Origin of the sequence: Bacteroides sp. BFG-606, assembly GCF_024788145.1 — a bacterium.
Lineage (GTDB): Bacteria > Bacteroidota > Bacteroidia > Bacteroidales > Bacteroidaceae > Bacteroides > Bacteroides vicugnae.
Genome location: NZ_JANUIL010000001.1, coordinates 4,410,396 through 4,430,208, shown reverse-complemented (window position 1 = coordinate 4,430,208; position 19,813 = coordinate 4,410,396). Strand labels below are relative to the sequence as shown.

13 protein-coding genes are annotated in these 19,813 nt (G+C 42.5%); all 13 read right to left on the bottom strand.

Annotation, left to right across the window (positions count from 1 at the left end):
• Position 1: 1 nt before the first annotated feature.
• Positions 2 to 1,666 (bottom strand): hypothetical protein, encoded by a 1,665-nt coding sequence (locus NXV01_RS16620; RefSeq protein WP_259022912.1) that lies wholly within the window; start codon positions 1,664 to 1,666, stop codon positions 2 to 4.
• A gap of 34 nt (positions 1,667 to 1,700) precedes the next feature.
• Positions 1,701 to 3,449 (bottom strand): RagB/SusD family nutrient uptake outer membrane protein, encoded by a 1,749-nt coding sequence (locus NXV01_RS16615; protein ID WP_259022911.1) that lies wholly within the window; start codon positions 3,447 to 3,449, stop codon positions 1,701 to 1,703.
• Positions 3,450 to 3,469: 20 nt separating this feature from the next.
• Complete coding sequence (locus tag NXV01_RS16610) at positions 3,470 to 6,718, bottom strand: TonB-dependent receptor (protein ID WP_259022910.1); 3,249 nt, start codon at positions 6,716 to 6,718, stop codon at positions 3,470 to 3,472.
• 355 nt (positions 6,719 to 7,073) lie between these two features.
• Complete coding sequence (locus NXV01_RS16605; protein ID WP_259022909.1) at positions 7,074 to 7,829, bottom strand: creatininase family protein; 756 nt, start codon at positions 7,827 to 7,829, stop codon at positions 7,074 to 7,076.
• Between the two features lie 27 nt (positions 7,830 to 7,856).
• Positions 7,857 to 8,849 carry a FecR family protein gene (locus tag NXV01_RS16600; RefSeq protein WP_195650315.1) on the bottom strand — a complete coding sequence of 331 codons (993 nt, stop codon included), beginning with the start codon at positions 8,847 to 8,849 and terminating at the stop codon, positions 7,857 to 7,859.
• Between the two features lie 5 nt (positions 8,850 to 8,854).
• A complete protein-coding gene (locus NXV01_RS16595; protein ID WP_195650314.1) occupies positions 8,855 to 9,475 on the bottom strand; it encodes an RNA polymerase sigma factor in 621 nt (206 codons plus the stop codon).
• A gap of 193 nt (positions 9,476 to 9,668) precedes the next feature.
• The gene (locus tag NXV01_RS16590; RefSeq protein WP_259022908.1) at positions 9,669 to 11,873 is read right to left on the bottom strand and encodes an alpha-L-rhamnosidase C-terminal domain-containing protein; all 2,205 of its coding nucleotides are present in this window, start codon (positions 11,871 to 11,873) and stop codon (positions 9,669 to 9,671) included.
• Between the two features lie 162 nt (positions 11,874 to 12,035).
• Positions 12,036 to 13,895, bottom strand: coding sequence for a right-handed parallel beta-helix repeat-containing protein (locus NXV01_RS16585; protein WP_259022907.1), 1,860 nt, complete (start codon positions 13,893 to 13,895; stop codon positions 12,036 to 12,038).
• A gap of 28 nt (positions 13,896 to 13,923) precedes the next feature.
• Entirely contained in the window at positions 13,924 to 16,020 is a 2,097-nt protein-coding gene (locus NXV01_RS16580) for a glycoside hydrolase family 127 protein (protein ID WP_259022906.1), read from the bottom strand.
• Positions 16,021 to 16,148: 128 nt separating this feature from the next.
• A complete protein-coding gene (locus NXV01_RS16575; RefSeq protein WP_259022905.1) occupies positions 16,149 to 16,898 on the bottom strand; it encodes a phage Gp37/Gp68 family protein in 750 nt (249 codons plus the stop codon).
• A gap of 728 nt (positions 16,899 to 17,626) precedes the next feature.
• Positions 17,627 to 18,565, bottom strand: a complete 939-nt coding sequence (locus tag NXV01_RS16565; protein WP_259022904.1) for an N-acetylmuramoyl-L-alanine amidase — start codon at positions 18,563 to 18,565, stop codon at positions 17,627 to 17,629.
• A gap of 28 nt (positions 18,566 to 18,593) precedes the next feature.
• Positions 18,594 to 18,944: a hypothetical protein gene (locus NXV01_RS16560; RefSeq protein ID WP_195650309.1), complete on the bottom strand. Its 351-nt coding sequence runs from the start codon at positions 18,942 to 18,944 to the stop codon at positions 18,594 to 18,596.
• Between the two features lie 83 nt (positions 18,945 to 19,027).
• Complete coding sequence (locus tag NXV01_RS16555) at positions 19,028 to 19,546, bottom strand: HU family DNA-binding protein (protein ID WP_258980584.1); 519 nt, start codon at positions 19,544 to 19,546, stop codon at positions 19,028 to 19,030.
• Positions 19,547 to 19,813: the final 267 nt, after the last annotated feature.

Below are 19,813 nucleotides of genomic sequence, written 5' to 3'. Positions count from 1 at the left end.
TTTATTGATTCGCAGGGACATCTATCCCACTGGCAGACAGTCCGGGTCCGCCACCGCTTGTATATCCGCGACTTTCACCTGTTTGCCATGGAGAAATCCAAAATGCGTAAATATCAGCGTTATCCAAGTAGAATTTCAATCGGATGTTTTTCCCGATGAGCGATGCTATATCCTGGTGTTTCTTCCATGTAATCAGTTGTTTGGTTTTATCTGTCTTCTTCACGGGGACGCAGTCTTTCCGGGTAAATCCTTCCAATGGATTTCCATCTGCATCCAAGACTTCGACGAACATACTCCCTTTTACGTCTGCATTGACAAAGAGGTACTTGCCATCAAAACTAAGATTCTCGGTCAGCAGGTATCCGCCTTTGTCTCCATGCATGGAGACAAAACCATCCCTGCGCAAAGTTGCCAGTCCCGTAGAAGTATAGCTGTCCCACATAATCTCGTTTTTTTGTCGTCCACTGGAATAGAAATAGAGTGAATCCCCCACTACTAAAGGCACACCGTTGATAGACTGCATATTGCCCCAGTTCCACGCTCCATCCGTCTCATTCACTGCCATGAAAGGCTTGAAAGAGGGACGGTAGAAATGGAAACCGTCACGACTGTACCCCAGGAAGATTTCGTTCTTCTTCTGGATACCCAGTTTGGCACAAACTCCATTTTCCGGGCCTTGCCATACACTGTACAGTCCCAGCATAACGCTTTCATAAGCGATGGCATCGAAATTATAGATGCCCGGATCTACTTCCGGGAACTCCGGGTGGCGTGGCTCCTTATCACTTGGAGTAAACCAGTAGACTATATTTTTATCGGGTACTCCTTTTCGGATACGATGTGCAAAACTTACTGCTTCTTCAGGGTCTTTGTTTTCCAGATAGCTACGCGAGCGGGAAGAGACATTGGTTCCATAACGCATACTTAATGCCCAGACATCACGGAAAGGATTGTAGAATACGGATGAACGGTCGTATAAATCACCAGATTGCGCCACTCCTTCTCCCCAATGAATCCCATCGGACGAATATTTCAGGACAAACTGCCACCGACGGTCAGTGGGACGGCGTTCTACATTGAACATTTTATATCGTTTAGACGGATCTCTTTCCCGTTTATCCAACCAAATAGTGGCTGCATCACGATTACAGGTGTCTACGATATTGGTTTGGTCCCAAATATCCAGTGTTGGTTTTGTCCAGTGTTTACCGTCTTTAGATTCGGCATATCCTGTATAGAATGTCTGATTGTCTCCTTTATGAAGAACACCCGCACCTGCCAGATACCACATTTTGAACTTCTGGTCTTTTTCATCATACCATATCCCGTCACTGAAGGGAGCTGCATAGAGTCCGCCTTCGGTTGTCTTCTCCCATTCTTTGTCTGGTCCGAGTACCGGGTTTCCTTCGTAGAACCGGGGAGTATGGATAATCCTTTCCAGATTGGTTTCTGCAATCAGAAATGAGTCAACAAATAACTGTCTACCTACATTTACAGAGATAACTTCAGGTTTCTGCTTTAGATAAGGCACTGGCATATCTTGTGCCTTTTGTGGCTCCCCATAACGGGGAGGCCACTGTTCAGGCAAGTGTATACCATTGTAAAGTACTTCTGTTTGGGCAATAGTCAGGCCCGGTACTAACAAACTGAAGAGTAGTACCGCCATATTTTTTATATTTATCATGCTAGTTCTTTCTTATTTAATATCCCGGATTATTTTCTGTGATATAAGGGTTAGAATTCACTTCATTAATAGGAATCGGCAACCATTCATGTTTGTTGGTGACAAATCCTTTGAAATCATCTGCAGATACGAATTTCTTGAAGTTAGGATCGGATTCCTGCAACTCTGCAAAGCGGCGGGATAGTTTGCCCCAACGGAGTAAATCATAGAAGCGATGTCCTTCTAAAGCAAATTCAAGGATTCTTTCATTCTCAATATCAGTCATGGTTACAGAAGGCAAATCGCTAAGGTTGGCACGTCCGCGTACTTTATTCACTGCCTGCAAGGGAGTCATGTCCGACGCTTGTGCGCCACCGCTTACGACGGCTTCCGCATACATCATCAATACATCTGCATAACGGATATACCGCCAGTTCACACCGTGCGCGCGAGGCTGATTATAGACATATTCTTTGACACCCGCACCTACCCCTATCAGTTTGGGAGTACCATCCGCTTCTGTCTGTGTAGGCATGGAACAATCAATACCTTTCTTTATACCTGCTTTAAATGGATGTGCCAATGGATTGGATACGGTGGCAAACCCTTCTTTTCCGTTCTTTGCCGGGTAAAGTTCTTCCCATTTGTAGCCGCCGGGACCTTTCAGACGTACCGACTGTCCGCCGGCATCTTTTCTCAAATGTATATTCGCGTCCAAGTCATTGAATATCATTGTAGAGAACATACGGATATCAGTGTTACCGTCCTTATCTATGGAATTTACAAATGCATTGTAAAGCCAATTATGCACTACTCCTTCATAACCTACTCCTGCTCCCGGCAGCATCAAACCACGTGAATCGAATGCCAGACCGGAAGTGGCAAGTCCCGGATTGAATCCCGCATTGTCCACATCGCCCAGGAACTGGAATTCAAGAATGGATTCTTCGTTATTCTCGTGGGCGACATCGAAATTATCCGCATAATTATTGGTCAGGTCATAAGCTCCATACTTTCGATCTATAATGTCGGCAAATTCTTTGGCGGCTTCACTGTAAAATGTAGTCTTATCTTCACCATAATATGATTCGATTCCACTACGATAGAGGTAGGCTTTTCCCAATAAAGCGGCTGCAGAAGCTTTTGTTACACGACCTGCATTTTTGCTGTCCCAGTATCCTTTTGCGGGTAGCAATTCTTTGGCATGTGACAGGTCTTCCTGAATAAAATTCCATACAGCGGCAGGTTTCTCTAACGGACGTACATAGTCATCACCATTTCGCGGCATCTGTCTGATCGGAGATATATTCCGGAAATTAATCAATAAGTAATAGTGCGCAAATGCTCTCCAAAAATAGGCTTCCCCCATGTATGCATTCCGTAGTTCCTCATTACCACTGAAGTCAACAGACGGAGCTGTTTCAATGATATATGACGCTTGAGATGCAGTAGTGTACATCAATGTATAAGGCTGTTCGATAGTGTAGTAACTGGCATTGAGGTCTGCCCCGAACATACCCGGTTTCCCATAATCCGAGTTGGATGATGCTTCATCAGAACGGATAATCGTTGTTTTGGAGCCGGAAGCTCCCAGGCAACGCTGCGTAGACATATACCCGTACATAGTCATCACTGCGTCATTTACAGCAGACGGACTGGTGAAATAAGCTCCCATACTCGGCTGATTCGGATTAATTGCCAGTTCATCGAAGATGCCATTACATCCGTGTAATATCAAGCCGCCTGCCAAGATTAATGCGGCATATACTTTCTTATAGTTTTTCATATAAATCATATTTTTAGTTATCAGAATGATGCGTTAAAACCAAAGGTAAATGTTCGGGCATTGGGATATGAACTGATGTCAATACCACGTGAAAACAATACGTTCGAACTAACTTCGGGGTCGTAACCTGAATATTTGGTAAGCGTAAACAGATTCTGTACGCCTGCATACACGCGCAGTTTGTTGAATCGAATCGCTTCCAACCACTTTTTAGGTAATGAATAACCCAACTGAAGGTTCTTCAAGCGTAAATAGGAACCGTCTTCCACATAAAATTCACTGGGCAATGAATTTCCGCCACTTGTATTTTGAGTTTTCATAATAGGTATACCTGTATTCTTATTTGTCTTTGTCCATCCATTCAAGGCATCCTTGACTACGTTGTTAGAGTAGTCGAAGTAATAGGTATACTTTTTCTGATTGAATATATCATTTCCTTGTACTCCCTGGAAAAAGACAGTCAAGTCAAAGTCTTTGTACTCCATATTGATATTCAGACCGTATGTGAAATCAGGGATAGGACTACCCAAAATCACTTTGTCATTGGCATTGACTACTCCATTCTTGTCCGTATCCGCAAAGATGAAGTTTCCTTCCGCATCAAAGCCTTCTATCTTGTAGCCATAAAACGAACCGATAGCTTCTCCCGGCATGGTAATGGAAGGTGCATCGCTGAAGTAACTGGACATTGCACCGGAAGTAATCGGCTGTACGTTTTCTCCCAATGACAACACCTTATTTTTCAACGTTGCGATGTTGAATGTTGCGTCTATATGAAAGTCTTTCGTCAACTGTTTCCTGTAATTCATCATAAACTCCCAACCTGTATTCTTTACGGAAGCTGTGTTTACATACGGTTTCTCACGGGAACTGTTAATTTCAAAGATTTGTCCGGAAGACAGGTTCAAGTCGATTTGTGCCAGCAAATCCACATTTTTCTTCACGAAATAGTCCAGAGATAAAGTCAGGTCATTATTGAAGAAACCCAGTTCGATACCAATATCCGTAGTCTTTGCAGTTTCCCATTTCAGATCTTTCGATTTCAGATAGGCAGCGCGTCCTGTCACATAGCGTTCTCCGCCCACAGTGTAAGGAATAGGTCCATAAGCTATGGCATCGAAATTATAAGGGTTGAGAAAATTAGCTCCCAATTCACCATAACTGGCTCTAATCTTTAATTTACTCATTACGGGATTTTGGAACCACTTTTCCTGATGCACATTCCATCCGGCAGAAACAGAGGGGAAGTAACCTACTCTATTATCTTTGTGGAACTTAGAAGACTCATCGCGACGAACGCTTAGAGACAACAGATACTTATTGTCATAGTCATAGTTCACACGGGCGAAGAAAGAAAGCAATGCCGCATTACTGTCACCTGCCGAAATTTTACCATCCTCATTCTGGAATCCGGTAATATCCGTTCCTCCCAAATCGTTAATCGTGGAGTTAGTCATGTAGCGATAATATTCTCTCATCCAGCTTGTACCCAGTAAAGCGTCTATGGAGTGACGAGCTATTGTCTTATTGAAAGTCAGTAAGTTGTCAATCGTGTAAGTGAATTCTTCACCCCTTGTTTCGGATACGCTATTGCGTGTGTTTCCATAATCTTTATCAGGAGTTCCATCTGAATTCCATTTGGTGTAGTATTCAGGAGTATGCGTGTAATTATGCTTATTACTATAATTTCCACTTAATGATAATTTATATTTTAATCCTCCCCAAATATCCAGTTGGGCATTCAAAGAACCGATCAAATCCGTTACTTTATTAAATTGATCCGTATAATGCAATGGAGCTATTTTATTCTGCGCCTTGCCATCTTCAGGATTGATGTAATAATCGGGGCCACCGGAAGTAAATCGTCCCAGCTCGTCGTAAATAGGTAGCGTCGGCAATGCGATGTTGAAAGCCGTTGTAGGAGTCTTGTCCTTATGGGTTAATCCGAGAGTCTCGGTAAATGAGAACCGACCTTTTTTATAAGAGGTATTCAAGCGGAAGTTATAACGTTTGTAATCCGAATAGATTGTCATACCTGTTTGGTCAAGATATCCCAAGCTTGTGCTGAAAGTTGAATTATCACCACCGCCTGCAATACTGGCATTCAAGTTCCATACCGGAGCAAATTGAATCCATTCTTTTGACCAGTCAGTATTCAAGTTCGGATTCGTCGGATTGTCATTTTCCGGTGCATGGGGCAAACCGCTATTATCCGCTACCATATTCGCAAAATTTCTCCATTCTGCTGCATTCAGAAAATCCGGGATGTTGGTAGGCGTTTGGAATGCAAACGAGCCGTCTATCTGAATAACGGGTTTACCGGATTTTCCTTTCTTTGTAGTAATCAAAACTACACCATTGGCTGCACGTGAGCCGTAGATGGCAGCTGCCGCACCATCTTTCAGAACTTCGATGGATTCAATGTCATTGGGATTTAATGAGCTTAATCCGGCATTACTGAATGCACCGTCAATCACATACAACGGTTCGGTAGCACCAAAAGAAGCAGCACCACGAATCACTATATTTACATCTGCTCCTGCCACACCTGCCTGCTGTAAGATGTCCACGCCCGGAGTACGTCCTTGCAAGGTCGAAGCAACATTGGAAGATACTTGTTTGCTAATATCTTGAGAAGAGATGGAAGCGACAGCGCCTGTCAGGCTCGATTTCTTCTGCACACCGTAACCAACTACCACCACTTCATCCAGCACTTCCGTATCGTCTTGCAACTGAATAGAATATGAATTCTTACTTCCTACCCTTACTTCCTGTGTTTTATAACCAATATAACTAACAGCTAAAAGTGCATCTGCCGGGGCATCCAGTGTAAAGTTACCGTCCACATCTGTCACAGTACCTGTCCCCATTCCTTTTATCAAAACACTGGCACCAATCACCGGTTCTCCTTTGGCGTCTGTCACTGTTCCTGTTATCTTCTTATTTTTCTGATTTCCCACTGATGCAATGGAGGCTTCTTTTGCTTTCAGGTATATCTTCTTTTCCCCAATTTCATAAGCCACATTTGTACCCGCAAATAACTCATCTAAGACTTTAGAAAGGTCTTTGTCTTTTGCCTGGACGGAGACAATTCGTTCGGGGTTGACAATCGTACGACTGTAAGCCACCGTAAGTCCTGTTTGTTTGGTAATGAGCGAAAATACTTTCTCCAACTTGACTTGCTGAAGATTCATTGTTATTTTTTGAGCTGATGCCGCAAGGCTTACAGCAAAGCTCAATAACAATACAAGCAATACTCTGTTCTTCATACTTAGTTTGTTTAAAGTTATAAATTGATTCTTAATCTCTTTGTATTTAGTGGACACACGAGATTAAGAAGCGGGTGAGGCAATATACGTTTTTTTTCGAAGTTTTTTTGTTTATCAAAAAGTTAATCCAGCTAGTTTGCTTATTTCCAATGAGATACCATTCATTATTTATGGATAAGAAAAAAAGAAATAGAAACAAAAAAGTCCTTCCGGTTTTCATTCGGAAGGACTTTTTATAATTATTAATTATTATCACTTGGGATGATGTCACTATCCCGATGATATAGTGACGCTATCAGTTAGGGATACCGACACTATCACAACAGGATAGCGTCACTATGTTTTTTTCCAAAATCTAATAAAGTTCCTTGTGTACCAACTCGTCAAAGAGCTTTGCATACTTTTCTGCAACCGCTTCAGCAAATATCTTTCCTCTCTCTGCAGAAGCTCCTCTCGGGTCGCCTACACCAGTATCTTCAGATATCTTTTTCCAGTTTCTCGGAATCCATGCCACTTTCTCATTCAAAGACTCCACGGCAAATGTTTTATATTCACCTGGTCCGGCTTCTTCCAAATTCACCAATTCGGGATGATAATGCATCATTACCGACGTTTCTAGTTCGTCCGCATGGTCGCCCGGATTCTCAAAATAATCTTTTGCTTTCAATACAGTGTACCATTCACTCGATGCAATCAGGAAATCGGGATAGTCTACGGACAGGTCACGAATCATACTCTTGAATGTATTTCCGCCGTGGCCGTTGATAATCACTAATTTCCGAATACCTTGGGCGTAAAGAGAAGACACAATATCAGCCAGTATAGCCTTTTGCGTTTCATAACGGGTATGAATACAGAATGGCAGTTCCCGTTGTCCCGGATTCTGGGAACCCATCCCCACAGGTGGCATTACCATACAATTTACATTATATTTATTTTGAGCTATCAAGGCGGCATCTACTGCTACATCATGAGAAAGAATACAATCCGTCATATAAGGCAGATGTAAGTTATGAGGTTCAGTAGCTCCCCATGGCAATACCACGATGTCATATCTCCTATCTTTTACTTTTCCATAACAAGATACAGACAAATCAACTTCTTTATTCATATTATACTTTTTATTTAAGTGCTTATACTATTTCATTTTCACGATGACTTCTTTTTTATCTTCATTATAATCGAATTTCACCGGAGCAATCTTTTCCAGATCCATCAGTACTTTTTCCAGTAAAGTATTGTCGGATGTCAAAGTATACACATAGGTCAAGGCACGTTCATCTTCTATCTTAAAATCCACGTCATACCAGCGGTTCAACACTTTGATTACTTCCGGCAGCGGGGTGTCTTTAAATACGATCACATTCTGTTTCCACATTGACAAACGGCGCATATCATCCATTCTGGAAATAGTGCATTCATTGCTCTCCTTATTATAGATCAATCTTTCGCCGGGACGCACCGGATATTTCTTTTCAGTAGGAAGAGCCAGATTTATATTTCCTTCATCCAGACATACCACAATGTCTTTGTTTTCCGGATAATCCTGTACGTTGAAAGAGGTTCCCACTACCTGAATCGCAGGACCATTCAGATTGACAATGAAAGGACGGTTTTTATTCTTGGCTACCACAAAATAGGCTTCTCCTTCAAGAAAAACTTCGCGGGTGTTCAAAGCAAATTTCTTTGGATATTTCAGCTTCGAATCAGAATTGATATACACCCTTGTTCCATCCTGGAACATGATTTGTATCCGTTCTCCTTTGCCTACAACGACTTCTTCATATTCAGAAGTTCCGAACAGGTCAACTTTAGAGTTCAGTTGTATATAGAATCCGATAATAAATAGTACGGGTATCAACACTGCCGCCACTCTGAAGCAAATGCGTTTCAGTTTTTTCACCCGAATATTCTTTCGTATCTGTTCTAACATCTGCCTGGAAGGAATATCATGATTCACATACAAATCTGCTACTTCATTTTTTATCAATTCCGAATCCCGTGTCATTGCAGCTTCCAGATAGTCACTGCCTTCTTCGGTGGTAAACCATTCGGCTACTAACTTTGCATCTTCCGGGGTAGCAATTCCTGCCAGTACTTCTTCTATTTGTTTATCTGTAGGTCTATTCATCTTTATCACTTTATTAAATGGACACTCAAAACAGTCATCAGAGTGGTAAATACAACAATTATTAACATCTTACTTAAATGAATACGGAGAAGTTTCAAGGCTTCCGAATAATGCGTTTTGATGGTATTTATGGATAAGTTCATCCGTTCCGCTATCTCCTGATTCGTCAGTTCCTCCTGAACTTTCATTAAACAGATTTCCCGTTTCTGTGCAGGAAGCATATCTACTGCCTTATAAAAGCTGGACATCAATTCTTTCTTCTCTAAATTCTCTATCAGATTATCTTCGTAAGGTGAAGCAGCTTGTGCCATCTCATAGTTCTTTGCAATCGCACTGTTTTCATTACGAATCAAGTTTAAGACATAATTTTTTGTCATAGTGAATAGGTAATTCTTCAGGCTGATTCCAACACGCAGTTCTGAACGGAATTCCCACAAACGGGTGAAGACATGCTGTACTGCATCTTCTGCCATATCGGAACTCATTAAATAACGGTAAGCCAATACATACAATAGTTTATGGTATCTTTCATAAGCTTGGGTGAAAGCTCTTTTATCGCCTTGTTCGATCAAGGCAAAGAGTTTTTCATCATCTGTATTAGTATATGGAACAATCTTGTTTTGCATTCTTCGGATTTTGTTTATTTGTTTCCAAAAGAACAAAAAGTGTATTACTTGCTGCTATCTTTATAAAGAGCAAATGTAGCAAATAACTTAGAAAACCTAAATGTATTTACGAAAAAAGTCCCTGATTAACAATCTCCACTATAAAAGAGGATCCGTTAATCAAGGACTACTCCACTAACTAATTAACAATGAATTATAAATGATAGGTAACAATTCTTTCTTCGGGTGAATCAATCCAGAGACGCCACACTCCTTCCGATACTTTCTCCGGTGTTCCGATATTTGCTTTGGGCGGACGACGACTATTGATTGTCAGATAGCCTTTCCCTTCTGTTGCTTTCACTTTCATCATTTTGCCATTCATATAGATATGGATATCGCCATTCGGAGTGGGTACAGTACCCTCCATCCATTTCAGTCCTCCCAATACAGGAGCGATAGTAAACTCCTTATATCCTTCTTTCACTGGTTTCACACCCAAATAATATTTGCCGAGCAGATAGATAGGACTTGCTCCCCAGGCATGACACAGACTCTTGCCATAAGGACGGCCGTACATGGCAAGATGTTGCGTTCCAGTTTCTTCAGGGTTGTATTTTTCCCAGAAAGAGGTAGCACCCTCCTTCAACATACCGCCCCAATAAGCTTTCATTTCCTTCATGACAGCCTCCTGTTCACCCAGAGCACAAAGAGCTTCCAATTCATAAAAACGCATATAAGGCGTTGTGATTTTCAGAATGCTGTCATTCAGAAGAACAGAGTTCTTGATGGCTTGCTGCTTATCTGCGTTCAGATACTGGAAGAATACAGAAAACATATTGGCATAACGCGTCACAGCATCACTTTGCTGACCATTCACACGATTATGTACAAATGCCTGTTTTTGATTGTTCCAGAAAGTAGGTTCTAACTTTGCTTTCAGAGCAGCAGCCAGCTTCTCATACTTCTGCTTCCCAATCTCATCCCCGACTAAATCAGCACACAAAGCCATTGTTTCCAGACTTCTGCAAAATAAAACTTGCTCAAAAGAAAGTTCTCCTTTTTTATCCAGATAGCCGTCCGCCCAGTCCACAAATACCCAGTCACCGGTCATACCTTCCACCATGCCATTTTTATTTGTACGTCCCAATACATAATCCATCATCGTTTGCATACGTGGATACAGTTGGTTGACAAAGTGGCGGTCGCCACTATACATATAATAATCATATACGCTAAGGAACCAATAGAAAGTATAGTCCATGATCGTATTGCTGTGGCTGGTCACAGGATCTTTGCCACGAAGCAGCCAGATCGTACGTTTCACGGATTCACTATCGAAGAAAAGATAATAATTCATCAGATAACTTTGGATAGCATCACCACTCCATACCCAGCGGTCACGTTTGATACCGTCAATAAAGAACTCGCGCGTAGTGAGATGCATAGTATAAGCCCCCACTTCCCAGATACGGTTCAATTCTTCATCATTGCAACGGAAACTTCCACGATACTCTTCAGGAAGATATTCATATTGCATGGATACTTCTCCTATTTGTACACCCGGTTCGTGGGTAACATAGACATATCGAAAAGCTTTACTGTTCTCCAACGTATATTCGTTATCAGAACTATTTAAAGGAGAAGTGCTGCGGATGGCGAGGTCAGTCACTTGTCCCGGCTCTAACAACAGTTTGTCCAAAGTTTCACAATATGCTTTATCTTTTGCTTCTTCCGGACTTTCACCATAATAAATCTCTATTTTTCCTTTTCCGGAAAGATTCTTCAATGTGATGAATCCGAATGTCTCTTTTCCAAAATCATAAAGAATACCTCCTTCAGCCTGTACTGTCTTCGCAACAGGTTGCTTCGGTTCACGCATCAGACTGAATTGGGAAGGAAGTTGGGTAGCCCCGTCAAAGTTCCAGCATCCGGCATCCATATAGATCGTAGCAGATGTATCACTGGCTTTTCCGCTCTCGTCAATCCATTCTTTATCTTCGTATGTCACTCGCCAGGAGGAATCAGAATTCACCGTCTTCCCTTTCACATAAATAGTGGGAGGAGTAGCCTGATTCCAGACTTTGATGTTCAAGCTATGTTTACCGGCAGGAAGAGGCATCGTCTCCGGCATACCGAATTGAAGCTTTCCATCCAGCTTGACATTATACTTTCCTTCCGCAGCAATAAAGATCTCTTCCGGCTCGGAAAGATTCAGTTGCTTGCTGAACTCTACGACTACATAATGACTGTCCGTTTTCCAGAAAGGAGGGAAAAATGCCCCCCGTTCCGTACGACGGTTGTTCATTTGATTTCCCAGCCAGATTTCATAATCTCCCGGATACCAGATCCAGGTCTGGGCAAATGTGCTGCTTGCCAAAGACAAGACACTAAGCAATATCATATATTTCTTTTTCATTATTCTTACTATTATTAACTGACTGTGTTATAAGAAACAATTCGTTCTACAATAGTTGATGTTTAGTTCCACATCTGTTTCCCTTTAGTTCTACAAGTGTTTTCCTTTAGTTCCATATCTGTGGAACGAACCGCATATTGCAGTTAAATGATTTACCAATCACTATCGAATATTCAGCAAATCCTTGTATCCTGCTTCCAATCCTGCACGTTCACGAATAGCATCATCCACTTTCGGACCATTATTCTCCCATACATTTCCGGGACCATTGGCATTTTGCAGATACTTCTCTCCCTCCGTCCAATTGTCACGAACAGTGATGAAAGAAGAACCCTCATCCGTATAAAGATAGAACCAATGATTAGGATCGTGCACGTAACCCGGTTTATAGATACTATGCACACAATTCTCCGTTACATAGCTTTTGGGCTGTGAACCGAGCGTGTAAACACCCGCTACATCATACATGTGTTTCGCATAATGATGAATCAGATTTGCATGAACTCTGTTATTACGCATACAATTCACAGTTTGTGTCCATCCCCAACCAAGACTGATGCCACTATAAGGAACTTCACTGATTTCATTATGCTCGATATTAATATCACTCACATACCCCGCAGCAATGGCGAGACATCCCCAGTCCTCAATCCCAACTTCCGTGAAATAGCAATTATTGATTTGCTGGTGTGTGCATACTTCCCGGCGGTCAGCAGGATCATAAGGCAAATGCGTTTCGTGAGCAGCCGGAGAAAAACTACCGGTCAGCAAACCATTTCCTGCAATATCGCGAAAGAAACAACCACGAACAATACCGCCCTGCACCGCTTCCTCATAATCCAGTCCGGTAGAACCCAAATGTTCAAATCGGCAACGCTCAAAATCAATCTGCCTGGCAGCAGCTATCCGGACAGCAGCCGCAGGACGACCCAACCATCCTTGATTATCCAACGGATGATTCAGATAATCCCGTTGCATCTTCGGATCAATCCGATACCCATCCGTCAGATACATGCCTGCCTGAAGAGGCACATGTCCTTTCTCTGACGGACGCAGCCATGTAGTATAAGAAAAAGTAATTTTCTCAAAACGAATATGACACACAGGACGATCCAAAGTACCTTCTACCTGCACTAACGTCTCAACGGCGGGTACCATCACTTCCGCCTCCTGCATCTTCTCTCCTTCCCGTGGATAATAATACACTTTGCGGGCATCCATATCGTGATACCATTCGCCCGGTACATCCAATAGTTCACGGGCATTCGTCAGATAGAAAGCAGAATTATGTCCGTCTGTCGTCACCATTGGACGCGGCCAAGGGTGTTCAAACTGAATCCGGCTTTCCGGCTGGTGAAAACGTACCGCCGCACTATCTCCCTGCACCTCAATAGACCGAATCCGAAGATTGGCCACACACCACATCTGATGGATTACCATTTCGGCATATTCAGCCTTCATTTTTCCCTTATGATCCATAAGTCTGCGCACCGCAACCGCAGGAACATAAAGAATTTCATTCTTTTCATCCACGCTGCAAATACGGTTCATCTTTTCGAAATCCTCTACATCACGGGCACGGACAGCCTTTTCTCCATTCACCCACAACTGACGGAAATCCAATGGACGCCCATTAAATGCCGGCACATCTGCCACCCAGAGCTTTCCTTGTTTCTTCCAATTCTTAATACAGATTCCTCCACTCAATACCACCTTTTCATCGGCTGCCGAACGGATCACCGTTGGTGATTCCTTTGTCCCACTATCTTCCGGACGGATAAAAACCGGCTCATACAGAGCATACATTCCACCCTCCATATAAACAGTGATTCCTCCCTGCACACGGTCATCTTCCGTCCTCCGCCACTCACGCGCCTGCCGTAAAGCAGCAGTCAGCGTTGCTTTGGGAGACTGACGGGTTCCATCATTCAAGTCATTACCTTTGGGAGAAACCCATATCTCACCGGACCATAACCAATGACTGCACAAAATACATATAGCCGTTAAAAATAACTTTCTCATCCTCATTTCTTCATTTCTGTATCATGATTTATCTGGCAAGAGGCATCCATACGGTCATTTCTCCTTTTCCTCTATTTCCCCAGGCATAATAAGGAATCAAACGAATATCCACCGTCTTTTCAGCCTGAACTACCGGACGATAAAGTACTCCTTCCCAAGAAGTTGCAGATGCCAGACGCGCTTTACCTTCGAGCGCTACAACCGGACTGCCTTCAATCGTAATCTTCTTCGGAGTCAATTTTATATCAGCAGGGATCAATACATCATCAATCTTCTCTCCATTCGCTATGTCCATATTTTCCAGACAATAAACCAACGGTCCGCGCTTTACGACCACCTGATTACGAATCTCCTCTGCCAACGGATGAGCTTCAAGCAAGCACACAGGCATATCCATTGCCAGTTCCACTACATCTCCCTTCTTCCATGCACGATTTACTTCCGCATACGAATTTGCCCTCGCATTGATTTGCAGCGGCTGCCCATTCACCGTAAGCGTAGCCTTTTCGCACCATTCAGGGATACGTAAGAAAAGCGAGAAACTACCCGCCTTACGAGGAACTTTATTCAACGTTACACGTACATTTCCATCCCAGGGATAATCCGTCTCCTGCGTCAGAGCTACTTCTCCCTTCTCTTTCCAAGTCGTTGTCAATGTATTTGCTCCATACAGATTACAATAAATCCCTTCCGGACTCAATGTATATGCATAGTTTTGTGCCTGGTACAGTGTACGCAATGTGTTCGGAGGACAGCAGAAACAACTGATATATTCCGTCCGTTCCTTCGGCCAACGAAGCGTGTAAGGAAGATCGGCACTGATACGAAGCGGATTCGTGTAGAAATACTTCTTTCCATCCAGACTAATACCGCTCAATACACTATTATAAAGACAAGTCTCCACAAGATCGGCATATTTCGCATCCCCTGTCACCTCCAGCATCCGCCAGTTGAACAGCATATTACCGATATTGGCACACGTTTCATTGTGAGCAGTGCTATTCGGCAACTGATAGGGACGTCCATAACTCTGATGCACTTTCTGAATACTATCCGGCTCATAACACGTACCATCAGGCGATGTACCATCATAAAGAGCACCGCAAGCACCGGTCACATACATTTTCCGGGTCACGATATCATTCCAGATACTAGTCAGATTCTTCATTAATTGCTGCTCACCGGTTTCTGCATATACATCCGCTACTCCGGCATACAGATAGTTGGCGCGTACGGCATGTCCCATCGCACGATATTGATCGCGGAAAGGAATACGGTCCTGATTATCGTCTGTACCGTTCTCCACCATACCACGGATATCAATCAGATTCTTTGAAAGTTCCAGATAACGGGGATTTCCGGTAGCCCGGTACATTTCAACTACCCCCATATAATGAGAGGGACAAATAGCATTGCGAGCCAGTTCGGCAGAAGCCGTTTCATAAAAATGACAGAGGAAATCCGTCGCTTTCACAGCAGCATCGAAAAGAGTAGTCTTTCCAGTGGCACGACGATGCACAATACCCGCCATCATCAAGTGTCCCAGATTATAAGTCTCAAAGTTCAGCCGATTGGCAAAAGCTCCTTTTTCATTCTCGTCACCTACTTTCGTTCCAATGACCGTTTGTTTATGCTGATCTCCCAATGCATGAGAGTCAATCCCTTTATTCAGTTCTTCAATAACAACAGGCGTATGTATATAACCGTCTGCACGCTGGGCTTTTACAACACAAGTAATAAAGTTATCCATTAATTTGTCCAGCTCCGGATCTTTATTAACTGCATAGACAGAAGCCACACCTTCCATCCATTTATACATATCTCCGTCATGAAATGGAGGTCCCCAATGCTCTCCTTTGCACACCCCGGCAGCAATCTCAAAATTACGGAAACCGTGAGAGATTTCCGGCGTATTCCAAGTGTTCCACATACTTTGCAGGGAAGTCCGGCTAAATACCTGAAAGCGATCTCCCCAGAATCCATCCGTCCAATGTACTGCACCGATTCCGGTATTCGCCATCTTCGCAAAACGGCTCTGACTCATATCCGTCAATCCATTGCTTTGCGCAAGTGCTCCCGTAACGGAGGCGGAAGCTAAAAGAAGTAACAGTTTTATCTGTTTCATTAATATGGATAATTTAAAATTTACACAATATCTTTATAAAAAGACGTGATTATCCGTATTTTGTACTCAATAAAACAAAAAGCGAAGATTGCCAAGCAACCCTCGCTTTCAGTAAAAAAATATCTAAACTAACCTTTTATTTCTTGTTTATCAGGCATATAATTCAATCCTGCCTTCCTCGCCTGCGAATGTTGAAACTGTCGGGCAATCTTGTATTCATGTCCCTCTTTCAGCAAATAACTCCCAGTCTGCTTGAACCAAAAGCCGACATTCGCATCTATACATTGCTGCCGGATATCCAGCACCCACTCATAGTCACACATCCGGGCTTCCTTCCCCGACTCCCCTCCGGCAACCACCTGTTCCACCCAATCTCCCAACTCGCCTCTGAAATCAATCCGGCTAAGAAGCGGCTCGCAGATAATGATTTTATGTTTAATAGGACTTTCTTTATAAATAGGCAGACGATAATCCACCCTATCCTGATTCTCCATTGTACAGCAGATTGTTACGTTCTCATACCCATCACCCCAATCCAGAGGCAGACACTGTTGTAATCGATCGATTCGTTTGGTGATAAAAAGGAAATGCAAGTCCTGCCGTATCCGCATCATCTCCCATGCTTCGGCACGCCATTCGTCGGCATCTTCTATCAGAAAATCCGAAGTAAAACAAGTATATACCAGATTTCCCGAAGGTATCTTATACGTACCATTCTTTTTTCGAAGCAAAGGTAAATCAAACTTCTCCGTCTTTGTCACCACCGAACTGTCTTTTCCATATTTACCATCCGTCCGATATACATAACAATGGCGGCAGCCCTCACTCAATTTGTGACAGCCGTGCCAGAGATTCCACATTGAAGCTTTTTCACCCATCTTCTTTTTTCTTCAAAGATATATTTAATCTATTATATAACCATAAAAAGAGTGCACCTTATTCTTCAACAGAATAAAGGTGCACCAAAACACAAACAAAACAAACAATAGAGCGACCTTCACAGGCAGCCGATCCACGAGGGATCTTTATCTTAGTCAGCCCATCTTGACGATGGCAGCTTTCTTTTACAGCGATACTCCTACTGCCGGCACAAGTGTAGGCAAAAAGCATTCCGTGTATTGCCTTACATGAATCCGGTTTTCCATTTCCTCCCAAAATTCTAATTGCTTATAACGGGTAAAGTAGCACCCAAAAATCATAAAAGAATGTTTCTTTTTATCGAGAAGCCATTTTGCTAATCGACTATTATATATAATCATTAATCCCTAATATTGTTTGTTAGTTACCTTCTGCAAAAGTCCGCATAATCACGAATATGGCAAATTGTATTCATGTCTAAGAGAACAATATCTGTTTACAAACAAGACTAATAGCAAATATTTTAAATAGCCTGTTTCGATATATGCAAAATTCAAACTCAAAAGCTACCACTTTTACGTTATTCACACATTTAGGGCTACACAATCAATTATCACAATAAAAAATTTCGCCCTCATTCTCATTGTATATCCCGATGATGAATATGAATATTATTGAACAATCACTCCATTAAGCCCGATATACCTCTACAAAGATAGTATTATTCTATATATTTCTATGCAAATCCTCAAAAAAGAATTCTCCTCTTTTTATAAATAAAGTAAAGTAACATCAATGCCGATATACTAATTATTAGCATCCAACTTATATTTTTCCTATAATATAAGCTATTCTCTTCCTCCTCACCAACCACTTTATGACGATTCGTGTCGATAAAGGATGATATTTGAGTATCTTCTTTCTCATCTATCCTCTCTTTCTTTTCAAAAACCTTATTCACCGTCTTTCTGCTACCTGAAATAAAACAGGTGGAAGAGAAATCCCCTGTCGCAGTATCTTTCCCCAATACTACCAATATTTGTTCGGTAGACTCCTCCATCCGTTCCAGCATCTTCCTTTCCTGATTAACATCATACGAAGCCACATGGGAAGAATGCCCGGAAGAACTTGAATCCATCTGCACCTCACTGCTCCTACTGATAACTTCCTTCTTAGTCCTGCATCCCGAAAGTACCCCCGGAAGAACGAGACCCAATAATAAAGCAAACAGCAACTCCCTCCCACTCTTCATAAACTCTCTCATATCAAAACAAGGACACACTTTCACATATTCATAAGGTTCGATCACCCCGTCTCCATTCAAATCCGGCGAAGTATCCCGGTGTCCCAATACCTGAAGAATAGTATATTCCCGTTGCAAATCCATTATTACTTGATAAAGCACCCGTTTTTGCGCATTTGTCCGGGTATCTGCCGGATGTCCGTTCTCATCCAATCCCCCGATATAACAGATCCCGACACTTCGCTCATTCCAACCTTTGCAATGCGCTCCTGCCAAATCAATCTCCCTTCCTTTCTCCAGTCTTCCATCCAGGCGGATAACATAATGGTAACCGATACCGTTGAACCCACGTTCCCGGTGCCAACGGTCAATATCTGCGGCGGTAAAATCCTGTCCGGCTTTTGTAGCCGAACAATGTACTATAATAGAATCTATCTTTCTCATAACATTTTATTTTTATCAACTAACCTCATTAATATTCCGAAGGAGGAATGCGTTTCACACACCCTCTGATATCACACTTTTTCACCTCCGACTCTTTCTGTGCCAACTCCACCTCATGGCATTTATGTATCCAGTCGATCTTCTCTTCCTGCTCCTTGCGAAGCTCGATGTAAAGCCCGTCTATTTTCTCGTCCCGCTGTGTCAGGCGATCTTCCAGCCAATCCACTTTTTTACGACGATTTTCTTCTTCCAGACTACTCACGTCTGCCTCTTCTTTCCGTGCATCCGTTTTTCGGCAAGTGATATATCTCACCATCCATTTCACCGCTTCCAAACCGCCCATAGCAGTAATGAAAGCAAGGATTGTAGTTATTTGCATATTGATCTATTTATGTAGTTTAAAGAAAGAATGAGGCCGAAGCCCCATTCCATACAAAGTCGCTAATTTTCATTTCCCGCTTATCAAGCTGCCGGATCGGGTGCTTCACCATTATCTCCCGAACCACCGTCAGGATTCGGTGTTTCCTCTCCTTCACCTGCCCCACCATCAATGATACTTGAGTCGTTGATATGATCCAAATCCTTAAACTTCAATCCATCCGAACGCGTCGAAGTTCCCGTAAAGAGACGGATATCCGAATTAGCACGAAAACAAACCCGCAGGCCGCTGATGTCAGATACAGTAAAGTCTTCTGCCTTTTCTGTTCCTTTGCTTTGAGCCGCAAGAAAAAAGTAACCCAATCCCTTAATGTTCACTGAACGGCCCGAAAGTAATGTCTTACGTAGAAGTGTACGAAAATCTTTCAATACACTAATCGTTTCACCCTCACTGACACCGGAAGTAGAAGAGATTTCTTTCGCAAACTCATCCAGTGTAGCGCTCGTATCGTATTGATAAGAAATTACTGGATACACTTTCTTTCCTGCCTCTTTGTTTGTCGGATCACACAGACGTTGAACCCTTTTAAATCTAATTGCCATAATACTTTTCTTTTTTAAATGAATACTGTTTAATTATTACTTCGCTAACGTTAACGATGCAAAGATGCGGCATATTCAACGGACATGAAACGACAAGCGATTATCGGCACTACAAGGCCTACAAACAATATTTATAGCAAATAATCAACCCAATACCTTGAAAAAAGCGACAAGCAGGGAGACAAGGGAGCATAAAAAAGACCGGCAAACAAAGTTACGCTTTGTACGCCGGCCCCACTACCTAAAAACAAATTCCTTTTCTAATCC